Consider the following 15,974-nt stretch of genomic DNA (forward strand, 5'->3'; position numbering starts at 1 on the left):
GGACACGCGGGACGACAATTTGACGTTTTGGACAGCGCGCGGGGAGATCGATGTGACCAAAACAAGCACAAACAGGGTCGATTGGCGCGCGCTGTGGGCGAGCGGCGATCTGGCGCGCTTCTGCTTCATCAGCCTCGGCATCCTGTTGCACGCCACCAACGAAACCATGGTGGCAACGGTCATGCCGGCCATGGTCGGCGAGCTCGCCGGCGTGCAGCTGGTCGGCTGGTCGCTGGCGATCTACGAGCTCGGCGCCATCGTTGCCGGTGCGGCCGCCGGACGGCTGGTGAGCTATGTCGCGCTGCGCACCAACATGACGGCCGCCGCCCTGCTCTATGCCGCCGGCGCGCTGGTCTGCGCCACCGCGCCGTCGATGCCGCTGTTCCTCTCCGGCCGCCTGATCGAAGGGCTTGGCGGTGGCGCGCTGGTGTCGCTGGCCTTCGTCTCGGTCGAGCGGCTGTTTGCCCGCGCGATCTGGCCGCAGCTTTTCGGCGTTATGTCGGCGATCTGGGGCGTCGCCGCCTTCAGCGGGCCGGTGCTCGGCGCGGTCATGACCGAATTGCTGTCCTGGCGCTGGGCCTTCGGCGTCTTCACCCTCGGCGGCACGGCCATGGCGCTGGCAAGCTTCCTCGTGCTCGATACACCTAAAGCAACAAGGCCGCAGGCGACCGGCGGGTCGGCGCCGCCCTTCCCGTTTGCGGCACTTGGCTGTCTTGCCGTCAGCGTCGTGCTGATCGCCACCGCCGGCGTCGACATCGCCCTGCTGCGCTCGTCGCTGCTGCTCACCCTCGGCATGATCGGCCTGGCGCTGTTCGTCTATATCGACGCGCTGAAGCCGCGCTCGCGGCTGTTCCCGTCGCGGCTGTTTTCATGGCGCTCGCCGGTCGGCGCGGGCATGACCATGGTCGCGGCGTTTTCGGTGGCGACCTGCTCGTTTGCGGTCTACGGGCCACTGCTCCTGACCAGCCTGCACGACATTCCGATCCTCACCACCGGCTATATCATCGCCGCCGAATCGATCGCCTGGTCGATCCTGTCGATCCTCGTCGCCAATGCCCCGCCGGAGCGCGAGCGGCTGATCATCGTCGGCGGGGCGCTGATGATCGCCACGGGCGTCGCGGGTTTCGCCTACACGGTGCCGGCGGGCTCGATCCCGTTGATCCTGCTTTGTGCCTTGCTGCAAGGCGGCGGTTTCGGCATCGCCTGGCCGTTTGTCACGCGTGTCATCGTGGCATCGGCCAAGGAAGGCGAGCAGACGATCGCCTCGGCCGCCGTGCCGACCATGCAGCGCATCGGCTATGCCGTGGGTGCGGCACTGACCGGCATCGTCGCCAACGCCAGCGGCTTTTCCGAAGGCCTGAACCGCGAGGCCGCGGCAAACGTCGCCGCCTGGCTGTTCCTCGCCTTCATACCGCTCGGCATCCTGGGATGCCTTGCCGCCTTGCGGATTTCGGGGGCTCGCGACGACGCGCGGCCGGCGAAGCTGCCAATCTCCCCCACGAGAGGTGAGATCGGCTAAACACCCGAGGGGAGATCGCTAAACCACGACCGTCTTCAGCCGGTCGGCGATCAGTGCCGCGAGCCGCGTCGCCACCTCGTCCTTGCTCATCTCCGGCCATTCCTCAACGCCGGCCTTCGAGACGATCCGCACCTTGTTGCGGTCGCCGCCCATCACGCCCGGGGAACCATCTTCATGCGAGACATCATTGGCGACGATAAGATCGGCACCCTTTTTCGCAAGCTTGGCCTCGGCATTCCTGACCAGGTCCTGCGTCTCCGCGGCGAAACCGACCACCAGCATCGGCCGCCTTTTGTGATGCCCGACACCGGCAAGAATATCGGGATTTTCCACCATCTGCAGCGCCGGCGGCCCCTCGCCCGCCACCTTCTTGATCTTTTCCCCGGCCGAACTTTGAGTGCGCCAGTCGGCGACAGCCGCGACGAACACTGCCGCGTCGGCCGGCAGCAGCTGTTCGACCGCATCCTTCATCTCGACGGCCGTTTCGACATGCAGCGTGGCGACGCCGGCCGGATCCGCAATGCCGACCGGACCGGAGACGAGACGCACGTCGGCGCCGAGCCTGGCCAGCGCCGCCGCGATGGCATGGCCCTGCTTGCCCGACGAACGGTTGGCGATGTAGCGGACCGGGTCGATCGGTTCATGCGTCGGCCCAGAAGTGACAAGGATCTTCCTGCCCGCCAGCGGCTTTGGCCGACTGTCGAGCAGCGCCTCGATCGCGGTCACGATCTCCAGCGGCTCGGCCATGCGGCCCTCGCCCGCTTCGTTGCTTTCGGCCATCTCGCCTTTCGCCGGGCCGACGAATGCGACGCCATCCTTGCCCAGCGTCGAGCGGTTGCGCCGGACCGCCGAGTGTGTCCACATTTTCGGGTTCATAGCCGGCGCCATCAAAACCTGCTTGTCGGTTGCGATGAGCACCGTCGAGGCAAGATCGTTGGCGTGGCCGTTGGCGAGCTTTGCCATCAGGTCGGCGGTGGCCGGCGCCACGACCACAAGGTCGGCCTCGCGCGAAAGCCGGATGTGGCCGATGTCGTGCTCGTCCTGCCGGTCGAACAGCTCGGTGAAGACATGATGGGCGGACAACGCTCCGGCCGACAGCGTGGTGACGAATTGCTGCGCCGCGGCGGTCATCACCACGCGCACCGAAGCACCGCGCTCGCGCAGCCGGCGGATCAGGTCGAGCGCCTTGTAGGCGGCGATACCGCCGCCGATGATCAGCAGGATGCGCTTGCCGGAGAGGACACCTCGCGCGACTTGGCTGGGGACCGCGACCACCGGAGCTGCAGGATTCTGCAAGCTTGTCAGTTCGCGCAACGTTTTCTCGATCTGGTCGATGCGGCCGGACGAACCGAGTTGACCTTCGACCGCTGCGCGGATCATGACCCGCGCCTGGTCTTCCATCGACCGGCCATTCTCCGCAGCCAATCGGCGCAGCATATCCTTGACCTCGTGATCAAGGTTGCGGATGGTGATGCTGGCCATGTGATTGCACTTTGCCCGAGATCGCTGCAAGCAATGATATCAATGCGATCAATCGGGAACAAGCCGCTAAAGCAGCTTCCAGGCGATGTACACCAGCGTCAATGCGATTACCCACAGCGCCAGCCGGCCGGAGCGGGTGTAGCGCGCCTCGGCCTTGCCGATCGCGTGCGCGGTCCTTTCGTCGAAGCGCAGGCCGTGTTCGGCCATCAGGTCGATCTCGCGCGACAGCCGCTCGGTGCGGGCGGCGAGGTCCGGCGCCTGGCGGGCCAGCGCCAGCAGCGCGTTGGCGCCGTCGCGCGCATCGGCCAGCAAAGCGCGCGGGCCGAGATTGCGGGCAATCCAGCCGCTGACCACAGGTTCCGACGTCTTCCACATGTTGAAGGCCGGGTCGAGGGTGCGGGCGACGCCCTCGACAACGACCATGGTCTTCTGCAGCAGCACCAGCTCGGATCGCGTCGCCATGTCGAAGAGCTCGGTCACCTCGAACAGCAGCGTCAGCAGCTTGGCCATCGAGATGGTCTCGGCCGGCTGGCCGTGGATCGGTTCGCCGATCGCCCGGATCGCTTGGGCGAAAGCTGCGACATTGTGCTGGCGCGGCACGTAGCCGGCCTCGAAATGGACCTCGGCGACGCGCTGATAATCGCGCGTGATGAAGCCGTAGAGGATTTCGGCGAGGAACCGGCGCTCCTTCCTGCCGAGCCGGCCGGCAATGCCGAGGTCGACGGCGACGATGGTGCCGTCGGCCTCGACGAACAGGTTGCCCGGATGCATGTCGGCGTGGAAAAAACCGTCACGCAGCGTATGGCGCAGGAACGACTGGACCAGATTGGCGGCGATCGCCTTCAGGTCGTGGCCGGCGGCGGTCAGGCCGACAATATCGTTCATCTTGATGCCGTCGACCCACTCCATGGTCAGCACATCGCGGCCGGTGCGCTCCCAGTCGACCGACGGCACGCGAAAGCCGGGATCGTCCTTGGTGTTTTCGGCGAGCTCCGAAAAAGCCGCCGCCTCCAGCCTCAAATCCATTTCGATCTTGGTGGTCTGGGCCAGCGTCTCCGTCACCTCGACCGGCCGCAGCCGGCGCGACGACGGGATATATTTTTCCTGCAGCCGGGCGGCGAGGAAATAGCTCTCGAGATCGCGAAAGAAGCGGCGGCGCACGCCCGGCCGGATGACCTTCACCGCCACCCGGGTAACGACGCCGTCCTGCAGGGTTTCGGCGGTATGGACCTGGGCGATCGAGGCGGCGGCGACGGCCTCGCCAAAACTGGCATAGAGCTCGCCGACCTTGCGTCCGAGCGAGGCCTCTATTGCCGCTATGGCTTCGGCCTTCGGAAATGTCTGCATCTTGTCCTGCAGCATGGCGAGATCGAGCGCTATGTCGTTGCCGACGACGTCCGGCCGCGTCGCCAGGAACTGGCCGAGCTTGACGTAGGATGGGCCGAGCCGCACGACCGCCTTGGCCAGCCGGTCGCCGCGCTCGTAGGCAAGCGCGCGGCGACGGGTGAACAGCCGGGCCATGCGCCAGCCGAATTTCGGCAGGCCGAAGAGTTCGTCGCCGGGCAACGCCGCGATGACACCCTCGCGGACCAGCACCCAGCCGGCCCGCACGAGCCTGAAACCAGCGCCTATGCTGCTCATGGCTGGCTTTGCCTTGCCGGTTTCCTGAACTGGCGAAAGGCACGTCGGGCTATGAAAATGCGGGCCAGCCTCAAAGCTTCCAGCCCGAATGAAGCGCGGCGATGCCGCCGGAATAGTTGCGGAATGAGGCGCGCTCGAAGCCCGCGCGCGAGATCATCGCCGCGAAATTCTGCTGATTGGGAAATTTGCGGATCGATTCGACCAGATAGGAGTAGGGCTCGCCGTCGCCGGTCACCGCCTTGCCGATCCGCGGGATGGCGTTGAACGACCATGCCTCATAGACCTTGTCGAGCAGCGGCATCTCGACCTCGGAAAATTCAAGGCAGAGAAAGCGCCCGCCAGGCTTCAGCGCGCGATAGGCTTCGGCAAGCGCCACATCGATGCGCGGCACGTTGCGGATGCCGAAAGCAATGGTGTAGGCATCGAAAGTAGCGTCGGCAAAAGGCAGTTCCTCGGCATTGGCCTCGACGAAATCGGTATTTGCCGACAGGCCCTTTTTCTCGGCTCGGTCGCGGCCGACGGCGAGCATCGAGCCGTTGATGTCGAGAACCGTTGCATGGGCGTGCCTGGCGCTCGCCTCGACGATGCGGAAGGCGACGTCGCCGGTGCCGCCGGCAACGTCGAGAACGCGCCAGCCCGGCCGCTTCGGTGGATTGAGCCAGGCGACCATGGCGTCCTTCCACAACCGATGCAACCCGGCCGACATCAGGTCGTTCATCAGGTCGTACCGGTTCGCCACCTTGTGGAAAACATCATTGACCAGGGGCTGCTTGTCGCCTGGCCCTACCCGCTTGAAACCATAGGAGGTTTCCATGCCGCCCGCAGCCGTGGTTCTTTCAACCGACATCGTTTTGATCCGCCATAAAATCGGCGGGACCATAGCCGATCGATGGTGCGGACGCTATTGTTTAAGGCGCGGTGTTCGGCCGCGCTTCGAAGCAGGTTCCGGAAAAGCGTCGCACGGTTTTCCGACCAGAACCTGCGTCATAAGAAAAAGGCCTGACGGGATAATTGAATGCCTTTGAAAGCAGAACTGCACTGCCACATCGAAGGGGCAGCGGCGCCTGAACTCGTCCTCCGCCAGGCCGAGAAATACGGCAGGGATGCCTCGCCCTATATCCAGAACGGCTCCTTCGTCTGGCACGATTTCACCTCTTTCCTCGCCGCCTACGACTTCTCCTCCGACCTGTTCCGCACCGAAGAAGACTATGCGCGGCTGGCCGATCACTACCTGACCAGCCTCGCCCGCGACGGCGCCATCTATTCCGAGGTTTTCACCTCGCCCGACCATGCCGGCAAGGCCGGGCTGTCGCCGAAGGCCTATACCGATGCGCTCGGCGAAGGCATGGCCCGCGCCAAGGCGAAGACCGGCATCGAAGGCCGCATGATCGTCACCGGCGTGCGCAATTTCGGTGTCGAATCGATCGAGCGGGCGGCGCGTTTCGCCGCCCGCAGCGGGCATCCGCTGGTCACCGGCTTCGGCGTCGCCGGCGACGAGCGGATTGGCGATTTGGAAGATTATGTCAGGGCCTTCGAGATCGCCCGCGAGGCCGGCCTCGGCATCACCGTGCACGCAGGCGAATTGATGGGCTGGGAGAGCGTCGAGGCGGCACTCGACCATATCCGCCCCTCTCGCATCGGCCACGGCGTGCGCGCCATCGAGAACCCCGATCTCGTGCGGCGCATCGCCGACGAAGGCGTCGTGCTCGAATGCTGCCCCGGCTCCAACATCGCCCTGAAAATCTTCGACAGCTTCGCCAACCATCCCTTTCCTGCTTTGAGGGCGGCGGGCTGCAAGGTGACGCTCAACTCCGACGACCCACCCTATTTCTGGACCTCGCTGAAGCGCGAATACGACATCGCCGCCGAACATTTTGCGATGGATGACAAGGCGCTCACCGCCGTCACCAGGACGGCCATCGAGGCAGCTTTCGTCGACAGGAAGACCAGGGCGGCGCTGCTGGGCAGGCTCGGCGCCAAGGGCAGGTGAATGGTGAATTGCGAGCCTGGCGCTTCGGTCCGTCAACCGCGAGTTTTTCCGCGCAACCAAGGACTCGCAAACCAGTTCACTATTCACTATTCACCATACACCATTCACTATTCACCTGCGCAGTTCGGAGAACACCATGAAGGGCGTCACCGTCGTCGACCATCCGCTTGTCCAGCACAAGCTGACCATCATGCGCAAGAAGGAAACCTCGACGGCCGGGTTCCGGCGGCTGCTGCGCGAGATCTCGCTACTGCTCGGCTATGAGGTCACCCGCAACCTCGAACTGACCACGACGACGATCGAGACGCCGATCGAGACGATGGAGGCGCCGACGCTGGAGGGCAAGAAACTCGTCTTCGCCTCTGTGCTGCGCGCCGGCAACGGCTTGCTCGAAGGCCTGCTCGATCTGGTGCCGGCGGCGCGTGTCGCCCATATCGGCCTCTACCGCGACCATGAGACGCTGGAAGCGGTCGAATATTTCTTCAAGGCGCCGGGCGACCTCGCCGACCGGCTGGTGATCGTCGTCGATCCGATGCTGGCGACCGCCAATTCGGCGATCGCGGCGATCGACAAGCTGAAAGGCCGCGGCGCCACCAACATCCGCTTCCTCTGCCTGTTGGCGGCACCAGAGGGCCTCGAGCGTTTTACCCAGGCGCATCCCGATGTTCCGGTCTTCACCGCTTCCATCGACCGCCAACTCAACGAGAAGGGCTACATCATGCCCGGCCTCGGCGATGCCGGCGACCGTATGTACGGCACCAAATAGGTCCGTTTACCGATTGTTTACGCAAACGGCTGGTTTCCGCATTCGTTAAAGCGGCAAACACCTTGTCGGACTAAGGATCGGCAACCACAAAGGCCGGTCCATGCTGCGCAAGCTTCTCATCCTTGGCGTGTTTGCCGGAACGTCGGCATCGCTGCCGATCGTCTATCAGTCGAATCCACAGACGATCGAGCGGCTGTTGAAATCCGCCATCGGAGCCAAGCCGGCCGACACCCAAACCGACCTGAACCTCGCCGCCGTCCCGGACAGGCCGGCGACGCCGCAGCCGCTCGGCCGCAAGGTCGTCGTCACCGCGGACGCGCGCGGGCATTTCATGTCGGTCTTCAAGTTGAACGGCCGCCAGATCGAAGGCATGATCGATACCGGTGCGACGCTCGTCGCCATCAACAGCTCGACCGCGCGCAGGATCGGCATCTCGCTCAATTCGACCGACTTCAGCCATCAGGTCAACACCGCCAACGGTGCGATCAAGGCCGCCGTGGTGACGATCGACCGCCTGCAGATCGGCCGGATCACCGTCGAGGGCGTCGAGGCCGTCGTACTCGACGACAGGGCGCTGCACACCAACCTGATCGGCATGAGCTTTCTGCAGCGGCTCGAAAAATATCAGGTCGAAGACGGCACGCTGCTGCTGGTTCAGTGACTATCAGCGCGGCAGGATCCGCCGGATGACGGTTTTCTCCGCGGCCGGTTTGGAAGTCCCGATCGTATAGGCCGAAAGCACGGCGGCCGCGGCCGCCTCGGCATCCCCGGCATTGCGGGCATGGACCAGCGCCAGCGCCTCGCCGGTCCGCACTTCAGCGCCGACCGGCAGCAGCCTGGTGACGCCGACGGCGTGATCGATCCTGTCGTCCGGCCGCGTCCGCCCGCCGCCAAGCCCGACCACGGCAAGCCCGATCTCGCGGGTTGCTATGCCGGTGACAAAGCCGTTCGCGCTCGCCTTGACGGCGAATTCCGTTGCCGCTTTCGGCAGATATTTTTCCGGATTCTCGATGAAATCGGCGGGACCGCCAAGTGCCGCCACCATGCGCGCGAAGATGGCAGCGGCGCGACCGCCGGCCAGCGTCTCGGCGGCGCGACGCAGGCCGTCCTGGTTGGACGGCACCAGGCCTGCCGATTGCAGCATCTCGGCGGCCAGCGCCAGCGTCACTTCCTCCAGCCGCCGGTCGCGGAAGCGGCCGGTGAGGAAGTCGACGGCGTTGCGCACCTCGACCGCATTGCCGGCAGCGGACGCCAGCGGCTCGTTCATGCCGGTGACCAGCGCCGAGGCCCTAAGGCCGGCGCCATTGGCGACGTCGACCAGGCTGTTGGCCAGCACCGTTGCATCGCGCGATTTCTCCATGAAAGCGCCGTTGCCGACCTTGACGTCGAGCACCAGCGAATTGATGCCGGCCGCCAGCTTCTTCGACAGGATCGAAGCGGTGATCAGCGGCACCGATTCCACCGTTCCCGTCACATCGCGGATGGCGTAGAGCCTGGCGTCGGCGGGTGCGAGGTCGGCGGTCTGGCCGATGATGGCGCAGCCGGTTTCGAGCACGGTCTTGCGGAAGCGTGCAACATCCGGCTGGCTGATGTAGCCGGGGATGGCATCCATCTTGTCCAGCGTGCCGCCGGTATGGCCGAGGCCCCTGCCGGAAATCATCGGCACATAGGCGCCGCAGGCAGCGACGATCGGTGCCAGCATCAAGGAGACATTGTCGCCGACGCCGCCCGTCGAATGCTTGTCGGTGACCGGGCCGGGCAGATCCGACCAGTCGAGCACATCGCCGGAATCGCGCATCGCCATAGTCAGCGCCACCACCTCGTCGCGGCTCATGCCGTTGAAGAACACCGCCATGGCGAAGGCGCCGACCTGCGCGTCGGTAACGGTGCGGGCGGTCAGGCCCTCGATGAAAGCCGATATCTCCTCAGCCGAGAGTTTTTGACCGTCGCGCTTGCGGCGGATGATTTCCTGGGGAAGCATCAGGCGTCTACCCTGTGCTCCGGAAGCCCGTCCTGAAAAACACGCTGCAGAATGGTCGCCAGCCGCGCGCCGCCGACCGGCGCCATGTCCTTGGTCTCCTGGTGCGACAGCTCGGCTCCGGTCATGCCGGCGGCAAGGTTGGTGACGACCGAACAGGCTGCGACGCGCAGCCCGAGGAAGCGGGCGAGAATGACCTCCGGCACCGTCGACATGCCGACCGCGTTGGCGCCCATGATGCGAGCCATGCGGATCTCGGCCGGCGTCTCGAAGCATGGGCCGGAGAACCACATGTAGACGCCCTTGTGCAGCCTGGTACCGGTGGCCTTCGCGGCTTGCTCGATGGCGGAGCGGAGACCGGCGTCGTATGCTTCGGTCAGGCCGACGAAGCGGCGGTCGCTCGGCTCGCCGATCAGCGGGTTGGAGCCTGAGAAATTGATGTGGTCGGTGATCAGCATCACCGAGCCCGGGCCCATCCCGGGATCGACCGAACCGGCGGCGTTGGTGAGGATCAGCCTGGAGATGCCGAGGCCGGCGAGCACCTCGAGTGCAGGCCGCATCGCCGCCGCGTTGCCGTGCTCGTAATAGTGTGCGCGACCGGACAGCATCAGCACCGGCGTGCCGGCAAAGAGCCCCGCCACCACCTCGCCGGCATGGCCGCTGACGCCGCTTCTGGGGAAGCCCTGCAAGTCGGCATAGGAAATGCGCACCGCATCCTCGACCTTGTCGACAAGCCCGCCAAGCCCCGATCCCAGCACCAGCGCAGTGGTCGGCGCCAGCCCGTCCAGCCTTTCGACGAGGTGATCGAGTGCTTCCTTCATTTCAACACATCGCCCTGGAAGCCGTATGGCAGCAACTCGCCCATGGTCACGGTCTCGACCACGCCGCTATCATCGCAGAGATAGAACTTCGTTTCCGGCCGGCAGAATTCGGCCAGCCGCTGCCGGCAGCCACCGCAGGGCGAGCATTTTGCCACGCGTTCGGCGATCACGGCGATTTCCGTGATCTTGCCGCCGCCACCCATGATGTAGTGGCCGAGCGCGGTGGTTTCGGCGCACCAGCCCTCCGGATAGGACGCGATCTCGACATTGGCGCCGGTGAAGACACGGCCGTCCTCGGTGCGCAGCGCCGCGCCGACCGGAAATTTCGAATAGGGCGCATAGGCGTTGGCCATGGCGGCTTTCGCCGCTTCGAACAGATCATGAGCCATGATAGATCAGCGTTCCTTGACATAAGGCACGCCGCCGGCACGCGGCGGGATTGCCTTGCCGATGAAGCCTGCAAGCAGGATGACGGTCAGCACATAGGGCAGCGCCTGCATGAATTGCACCGGCACCTTGCCGATCAGCGGCAGCGGCGTGCCTTGCAGGCGGATCGACGCCGCGTCGAGGAAGCCGAACAGCAGGCAGGCGAACATGGCGTTGACCGGTTTCCATTTGGCGAAGATCAGCGCGGCCAGCGCGATGTAGCCCTTGCCGGCGGTCATGTCCTTCACGAAGCCGCCATTCTGCACCATCGACAGATAGGCACCTGCAATGCCGGTGAGCACGCCGGTGCAGATCAGCGCCCGATAGCGCAGCCAGGCGACCGATATGCCGGCGGTATCGACCGCGGCCGGGTTCTCGCCGACGGCGCGCAGGCGCAAGCCGAAGCGGGTGCGGAACAGCACCCACCAGGTGAACGGCACGGCCAGGAAGGCGAGATAGACCAGCACTGAGTGGCCGGAGATGAGTTCCGAATAGATCGGCCCGAGGATCGGCACGCTCCTGAGCGCATCCGCGCCCGGCCAGATGATTGTCTCGAAGCGCTCGCCGGCGGCCAGCGCCGGCGTGCGCCCGCCTTGCTGGAACCAGGCCTGGCCGAGCATGATCGTCGATCCGGCGGCGATGAAATTGATCGCGACGCCGGAAACGATCTGGTTGCCACGATGGGTGATCGAGGCAAAGCCATGGATCAGCGCGAAGGCGACCGAGATGAGTATGGCCATGCCGAGGCCGACATAAGCCGAGTGGAAGACCGAGGCGGCGGCGGCACCGGCGAAGGCGCCAACCAGCATCTTGCCTTCGAGCCCGATGTCGAAGACGCCGGCCCGCTCTGAATAGAGGCCGGCGAGGCAGGCGAGCAGCAAGGGGACCGACAGACGGATGGTCGAGTCCAGGACCTGTACGATGGCGTTGAAGAAATCCATCTCAGGCGCCCTTCCCCTTGACCGCTTCCATGCCGACCGATCTCGGGCTGAGCGAGGCGAACAGCGCCTGGACATAGGGCCGGAACATATGCTCGAGCGCGCCGGCGAACAGGATGACCAGGCCCTGGATGATGACGATCATGTCGCGGCTGATCGCCGGCATCTCGAAGGCGAGCTCGGCGCCGCCCTGGTAGAGCATGCCGAACAGGATTGCGGCAAGCACGATGCCGACCGGGTGCAGTCGCCCCATCAGCGCCACCGCGATGCCGACGAAACCGGCGCCCGAAACGAATTCGAGCGCGACATTGTGCTGGTCGCCCATCGTCGGGTTGAGCGCCATCATGCCGGCCAGCGCGCCCGAGATCATCATCGCAATGATGATGATGCGGATTTCCGAAATCCCGGCATAGCGCGCCGCTTTCGGGCTGTGGCCGTAGGTACGCATCTCGTAGCCGAGCTTGGTGCGCCAGATCAGGACCCACACCAGAAAGGCCATGGCCAGCGCCAGCAGCGAGCTGACGTTGAACGGCGCCGAACGGATTTTGGCGCCGAACAATTCGATGATCCAGTTGAGCTTCGGCAATTGTGCGCCTTCGAGGAAGGTGCGCGTCTGCGGCGCCATCGAGCCGGGCGGCTTCAGCATGCCCACCAGCGCATAGACCATGACGCTGGCGGCGATGAAATTGAACATGATGGTGGTGATGACGATGTGCGAGCCGCGCTTGGCCTGCAGATAGGCCGGGATCAGCGCCCACAGCGCGCCCATCGCCGCGGCGGCGATAATGGCGATCGGGAAGGTCAGCCACCAAGGCAGCACGCTGTCGAAGGCCAGGCAAACGATGCCGATGCCGAGACCGGCGATATAGCCTTGGCCCTCGCCACCGATGTTGAACAGGCCGCAATGCGCCGCAACCGCCACCGACAGCCCGCTGAAGATGAAGGTGGTGGCATAGAAAAGCGTGAACGCGATGCCTTGGCCGCGACCGAAGGCACCCTCGACCAGGATGACCGCAGCACGCAGCGGGTTCTCGCCGACCAATATGACGACGAAACCGGCAACGACGAAGGCGACGAACAGATTGATCAGCGGGATCAGCACATAATCGGCCCAGGCCGGCAGCTTGGCATAGGGAGTGCTCATTCCGCGGCCTCCCGGTGCTCGACGCCGGCCATCAGCAGGCCGAGTTCGCCCTCGGTCGCGTCGGGGCCGCGCTCGCCGACGATGCGGCCGGCAAACATCACCAGAATGCGGTCGGAAAGCGAGCGGATCTCGTCGAGCTCGACCGAAACCACCAGCACCGCCTTGCCCTGGTCGCGCATCGCGATTAGGCGCTTGTGGATGAATTCGATGGCGCCGACATCGACGCCGCGCGTCGGCTGGCCGACGATCAGCACGCCGGGATCCTGCTCCATTTCCCGCGCCAGCACGATCTTCTGCTGGTTGCCGCCGGAGAAATTGGCGGTCTTGAGGCGGCAGTCCGCCGGTCGGATGTCGTATTTGACGATCTTGTCCCTGGCATCGTTACGGATGGCATCGATGTCGAGAAACGGCCCCTTCAGATAGCGCTCGTCGTCCTGGTAGCCGAGAATCGAATTCTCGTTCTCCTCGAAGGCCAGCACCAGGCCGACATGATGGCGGTCCTCCGGCACATGGGCAAGGCCGCGCTCGCGCAGTTCACCGGGATCGGCGGCGCCGGTGAGGTCGATCGGCTTGCCGTCCAACGTGACCGAACCCGAAACGGCGCGCCTGATGCCGGAAATCGCCTCGAGCAGTTCGGATTGTCCGTTGCCGGCGACGCCGGCAATGCCGACGATCTCGCCGGCATGGATATCGAAGGAGACGTCGTCGACCATGGTGACGCCGCGGGAATCCTTGACCGTCAGGTTCTTGACCGCGAGCTTGACGCCGCCGGCCTTCGCCTCGCCTTTCTCGACGCGCAGCAGCACGCGCCGGCCGACCATCAGCTCGGCCAGCTCCTCGACCGTGGTCTTCCTGGTTTCGCGTGTCGCCACCATGGTGCCCTGGCGCATCACCGAGACCGTGTCGGTGATCGCCATGATCTCGCGCAGCTTGTGGGTGATCAGCACGATCGTCTTGCCCTGCTCCTTCAACTGCCTGAGGATGCGGAACAGATGGTCGGCTTCGGCCGGCGTCAGCACGCCGGTCGGCTCGTCGAGGATCAGGATCTCGGCGCCGCGATAGAGCGCCTTGAGGATTTCGACGCGCTGCTGCAGGCCGACCGGCAACTCCTCGATGATCGCGTCCGGATCGACTTCGAGCCCGTATTCGCGCTCGAGCCGCTCCAGCTCGGAACGCGCCTTGGCGATGCTTTTCTTCAGCAGCGCATCGCTTTCGGCGCCGAGAATGACATTTTCCAGCACCGAGAAATTGTCGACCAGCATGAAGTGCTGATGCACCATGCCGATGCCGAGCGCGATCGCATCGTTCGGTGTCTTGATCGATGCCGGCTGGCCGCCGACACGGATTTCGCCGCTGTCGGCCTGGTAGAAGCCGTAAAGGATCGACATCAGCGTCGACTTGCCGGCGCCGTTTTCGCCGACGATGCCATGGATGGTGCCGCGCGTAATTTCCAGATTGATGTCGCGGTTGGCGCGCACGGCGCCAAAGCTCTTGTCGATGCCGATCAGCTCGATTGCGGCTTGCGCCATGCAGCCTGTTCCCACTGTTATTTTTTTACCGCTTGGTCAAACGCCTAGCATGACGCCCAGTCTGTGCCAATTGGGTCTGTGCCAATTGGCCGGAGCACGGTTCACTCTCGACAAATCCCGTCATGCTTGTCAATTTCCAACGTGGCCGCACCCTGCACAATCGCCTGATCGAGGATTTCAAATGACCATGCCCGACGACCGGCTGACGACGCTGGAAATCCGCGCCGCCGAGCAGGAGAAGACCATCGAGGAACTGTCCGGCCAGATCGCCGAGCAGTGGAAGGTGATCGAGCGCATGCAGCGCAAGCTCGACGCGCTGGCCGAGCGCTTCCTGGCGCTGGAGGAACAGGCCGCACCCGACGTGCCGGTGACTAAGCCGCCGCACTGGTGAGCGGCCTGACAATGCAAAACCGCCGGGCTTTCACCCGGCGGCTCGTCAGCTCAGCAATGTCTGTCGATCAATACGGGCAGGCATTGTCCGACATGTAGTCGTGCACCTTGATGGTGCCGGCGATGATGTCGGCCTTGGCCTTTTCGACCGCTGCCTTCATCGCATCGTCGACAAGCGCCTTGTTGTTGTCGTCCATGGCGTAGTCGACGCCGCCTTCCTTGAGGCCGAGATCGTTGATGCCGGCCGTGAACTTGCCGTCCTTGGCATCCATGAAGGTGTTGTAGACGGCAACGTCGACACGCTTGACCATGGAGGTCAGCACCTTGCCGGGCTGCAAGCCGTTCTGGTTGGAATCGACACCGATGCCGAGCTTGCCCGCGTCGGCCGCCGCCTGCAGCACACCGACACCGGTGCCGCCAGCCGCAGCATAGATCACGTCGGCGCCCTGGTCGATCTGCGTCTTGGCGATCTCGCCGCCCTTGGCGGGATCGTTCCAGGCTGCGGGCGTATCGCCGGTCATGTTCTGGATGACGTCGGTGGCGCCGGCCGCTTTGGCGCCGCCGACAAAGCCGCAGCCGAATCTGCGGATCAGCGGAATATCCATGCCGCCGATAAAGCCGACCTTCTTCGACTTCGAAGCCATCGCCGCCATCACGCCGACGAGATAGGAGCCTTCCTGCTCTTTGTAGACGAGGGAGCGGACATTGGGCTTGTCGACGACCATGTCGATGATGGCGAATTTGGTCTCGGGGAATTCCGTGGCAATCTTGTCAAGCGCATCCGACCAGGAGAAGCCCGCCATGACGATCGGATTGCGGCCGTCCTCGGCGAAACGGCGCAGCGCCTGCTCGCGCTGGGTGGCGTTGCTGACCTCGAATTCCACATAGGGGATGCCGGTCTCGGTCTTGAACTTTTCGGCGCCGTGGAAGGACGCCTCGTTGAACGACTTGTCGAACTTGCCGCCGAGATCATAGAGAAGCGCGGGTTGAATGTCCGCGGCGAAGGCCGGAAGAACCATTGCAGCTGCGGCCATGAGGCCGAGTACGATACGTTTCATGTGATCCACACCCCTGTCGGTTATTTGTCCATTATGCACCGCATGCCGGCCCGGTTCTCCGGCAGGCATTCGGCGTCAGGCAGGAGTGTCTTCCTCCCGCTTCGGGCCAATCTGGCACGGCCCGAAACAAAATTCACGTGGAATTTTGACCCTTTGGAAAAGCGTGGCGCCCCACAGACGCGCCCCCCCAAAATAAAATGGGGCAGGGGGACAAAAAAAGGGGTGCCCGCGCGCCGGCAATGCGCCGCGCCGCCGGGTGACGGGCGAGCCCCAAAACCATAATTGGTTTTTT

At 64.5% G+C, this 15,974-nt stretch carries 15 protein-coding genes; 5 read left to right on the forward strand and 10 right to left on the reverse strand.

Annotated features, from left to right (window positions below):
• Positions 1 to 52 precede the first annotated feature (52 nt).
• A complete protein-coding gene (locus NKH29_RS11875) occupies positions 53 to 1,519 on the forward strand; it encodes an MFS transporter (protein ID WP_352484644.1) in 1,467 nt (488 codons plus the stop codon).
• A gap of 18 nt (positions 1,520 to 1,537) precedes the next feature.
• On the opposite strand, the gene coaBC is transcribed toward NKH29_RS11875, so the two are convergent.
• From coaBC to ubiE, 3 genes are all read right to left on the reverse strand, one after another.
• Positions 1,538 to 3,001: a bifunctional phosphopantothenoylcysteine decarboxylase/phosphopantothenate--cysteine ligase CoaBC gene (gene coaBC / locus NKH29_RS11880; protein WP_352484645.1), complete on the reverse strand. Its 1,464-nt coding sequence runs from the start codon at positions 2,999 to 3,001 to the stop codon at positions 1,538 to 1,540.
• Positions 3,002 to 3,067: 66 nt separating this feature from the next.
• The gene (gene ubiB / locus NKH29_RS11885) at positions 3,068 to 4,642 is read right to left on the reverse strand and encodes a 2-polyprenylphenol 6-hydroxylase (RefSeq protein WP_352484647.1); all 1,575 of its coding nucleotides are present in this window, start codon (positions 4,640 to 4,642) and stop codon (positions 3,068 to 3,070) included.
• Positions 4,643 to 4,712: 70 nt separating this feature from the next.
• Positions 4,713 to 5,489, reverse strand: coding sequence for a bifunctional demethylmenaquinone methyltransferase/2-methoxy-6-polyprenyl-1,4-benzoquinol methylase UbiE (gene ubiE, locus NKH29_RS11890; RefSeq protein WP_352484649.1), 777 nt, complete (start codon positions 5,487 to 5,489; stop codon positions 4,713 to 4,715).
• A 168-nt stretch (positions 5,490 to 5,657) separates the two neighbouring features.
• Here ubiE and NKH29_RS11895 point away from each other — a divergent pair, with 168 nt between their 5' ends.
• The 3 genes from NKH29_RS11895 (at position 5,658) to NKH29_RS11905 (ending at position 8,059) form a co-directional block, all read left to right on the forward strand.
• Positions 5,658 to 6,632 (forward strand): adenosine deaminase, encoded by a 975-nt coding sequence (locus NKH29_RS11895; RefSeq protein ID WP_352484651.1) that lies wholly within the window; start codon positions 5,658 to 5,660, stop codon positions 6,630 to 6,632.
• Between the two features lie 136 nt (positions 6,633 to 6,768).
• Positions 6,769 to 7,398 carry a uracil phosphoribosyltransferase gene (gene upp, locus NKH29_RS11900; protein ID WP_023675320.1) on the forward strand — a complete coding sequence of 210 codons (630 nt, stop codon included), beginning with the start codon at positions 6,769 to 6,771 and terminating at the stop codon, positions 7,396 to 7,398.
• A 100-nt stretch (positions 7,399 to 7,498) separates the two neighbouring features.
• Complete coding sequence (locus NKH29_RS11905) at positions 7,499 to 8,059, forward strand: TIGR02281 family clan AA aspartic protease (protein WP_023719011.1); 561 nt, start codon at positions 7,499 to 7,501, stop codon at positions 8,057 to 8,059.
• Between the two features lie 3 nt (positions 8,060 to 8,062).
• On the opposite strand, the gene deoA is transcribed toward NKH29_RS11905, so the two are convergent.
• Genes deoA through NKH29_RS11935 form a run of 6 tightly spaced genes read right to left on the reverse strand, consistent with a single transcriptional unit; the run spans position 8,063 to position 14,234 of the window.
• Positions 8,063 to 9,379, reverse strand: coding sequence for a thymidine phosphorylase (gene deoA / locus NKH29_RS11910; RefSeq protein ID WP_023719010.1), 1,317 nt, complete (start codon positions 9,377 to 9,379; stop codon positions 8,063 to 8,065).
• Positions 9,379 to 10,197: a purine-nucleoside phosphorylase gene (locus NKH29_RS11915; RefSeq protein ID WP_023719009.1), complete on the reverse strand. Its 819-nt coding sequence runs from the start codon at positions 10,195 to 10,197 to the stop codon at positions 9,379 to 9,381. The genes deoA and NKH29_RS11915 overlap by 1 nt, the downstream gene beginning before the upstream one ends.
• Positions 10,194 to 10,586, reverse strand: coding sequence for a cytidine deaminase (gene cdd / locus NKH29_RS11920; protein WP_352642860.1), 393 nt, complete (start codon positions 10,584 to 10,586; stop codon positions 10,194 to 10,196). Before cdd ends, NKH29_RS11915 begins: the two co-directional genes overlap by 4 nt.
• Positions 10,587 to 10,592: 6 nt before the next feature.
• Positions 10,593 to 11,564, reverse strand: a complete 972-nt coding sequence (locus NKH29_RS11925; RefSeq protein ID WP_023719007.1) for an ABC transporter permease — start codon at positions 11,562 to 11,564, stop codon at positions 10,593 to 10,595.
• Between the two features lies 1 nt (position 11,565).
• On the reverse strand, positions 11,566 to 12,705 hold the full coding sequence (locus NKH29_RS11930) for an ABC transporter permease (protein ID WP_352484653.1): 1,140 nt from the start codon (positions 12,703 to 12,705) through the stop codon (positions 11,566 to 11,568).
• Complete coding sequence (locus tag NKH29_RS11935) at positions 12,702 to 14,234, reverse strand: ABC transporter ATP-binding protein (RefSeq protein WP_023719006.1); 1,533 nt, start codon at positions 14,232 to 14,234, stop codon at positions 12,702 to 12,704. The genes NKH29_RS11930 and NKH29_RS11935 overlap by 4 nt, the downstream gene beginning before the upstream one ends.
• 181 nt (positions 14,235 to 14,415) lie before the next feature.
• On the opposite strand from NKH29_RS11935, the gene NKH29_RS11940 reads away from it, so the two are divergent.
• On the forward strand, positions 14,416 to 14,625 hold the full coding sequence (locus tag NKH29_RS11940) for a SlyX family protein (protein WP_031194007.1): 210 nt from the start codon (positions 14,416 to 14,418) through the stop codon (positions 14,623 to 14,625).
• A gap of 67 nt (positions 14,626 to 14,692) precedes the next feature.
• Here NKH29_RS11940 and NKH29_RS11945 read toward each other — a convergent pair whose 3' ends face one another.
• The gene (locus NKH29_RS11945) at positions 14,693 to 15,682 is read right to left on the reverse strand and encodes a BMP family lipoprotein (RefSeq protein WP_023719004.1); all 990 of its coding nucleotides are present in this window, start codon (positions 15,680 to 15,682) and stop codon (positions 14,693 to 14,695) included.
• Positions 15,683 to 15,974 lie beyond the last annotated feature (292 nt).

Origin of the sequence: Mesorhizobium sp. M1295, from assembly GCF_040318135.1 — a bacterium.
Taxonomy (GTDB): Bacteria; Pseudomonadota; Alphaproteobacteria; order Rhizobiales; family Rhizobiaceae; genus Mesorhizobium.

Excerpts from the sequence above, each read along its gene's own strand:
- ubiB (WP_352484647.1), bottom strand. The coding sequence starts at position 4,642 with ATGAGCAGCATAGGCGCTGGTTTCAGGCTCGTGCGGGCCGGCTGGGTG.
- cdd (WP_352642860.1), bottom strand. The coding sequence starts at position 10,586 with ATGGCTCATGATCTGTTCGAAGCGGCGAAAGCCGCCATGGCCAACGCC.
- upp (WP_023675320.1), top strand. The coding sequence starts at position 6,769 with ATGAAGGGCGTCACCGTCGTCGACCATCCGCTTGTCCAGCACAAGCTG.
- deoA (WP_023719010.1), bottom strand. The coding sequence starts at position 9,379 with ATGCTTCCCCAGGAAATCATCCGCCGCAAGCGCGACGGTCAAAAACTC.
- NKH29_RS11905 (WP_023719011.1), top strand. The coding sequence starts at position 7,499 with ATGCTGCGCAAGCTTCTCATCCTTGGCGTGTTTGCCGGAACGTCGGCA.
- NKH29_RS11895 (WP_352484651.1), top strand. The coding sequence starts at position 5,658 with ATGCCTTTGAAAGCAGAACTGCACTGCCACATCGAAGGGGCAGCGGCG.
- coaBC (WP_352484645.1), bottom strand. The coding sequence starts at position 3,001 with ATGGCCAGCATCACCATCCGCAACCTTGATCACGAGGTCAAGGATATG.
- NKH29_RS11940 (WP_031194007.1), top strand. The coding sequence starts at position 14,416 with ATGACCATGCCCGACGACCGGCTGACGACGCTGGAAATCCGCGCCGCC.
- ubiE (WP_352484649.1), bottom strand. The coding sequence starts at position 5,489 with ATGTCGGTTGAAAGAACCACGGCTGCGGGCGGCATGGAAACCTCCTAT.
- NKH29_RS11945 (WP_023719004.1), bottom strand. The coding sequence starts at position 15,682 with ATGAAACGTATCGTACTCGGCCTCATGGCCGCAGCTGCAATGGTTCTT.
- NKH29_RS11925 (WP_023719007.1), bottom strand. The coding sequence starts at position 11,564 with ATGGATTTCTTCAACGCCATCGTACAGGTCCTGGACTCGACCATCCGT.
- NKH29_RS11930 (WP_352484653.1), bottom strand. The coding sequence starts at position 12,705 with ATGAGCACTCCCTATGCCAAGCTGCCGGCCTGGGCCGATTATGTGCTG.
- NKH29_RS11915 (WP_023719009.1), bottom strand. The coding sequence starts at position 10,197 with ATGAAGGAAGCACTCGATCACCTCGTCGAAAGGCTGGACGGGCTGGCG.
- NKH29_RS11935 (WP_023719006.1), bottom strand. The coding sequence starts at position 14,234 with ATGGCGCAAGCCGCAATCGAGCTGATCGGCATCGACAAGAGCTTTGGC.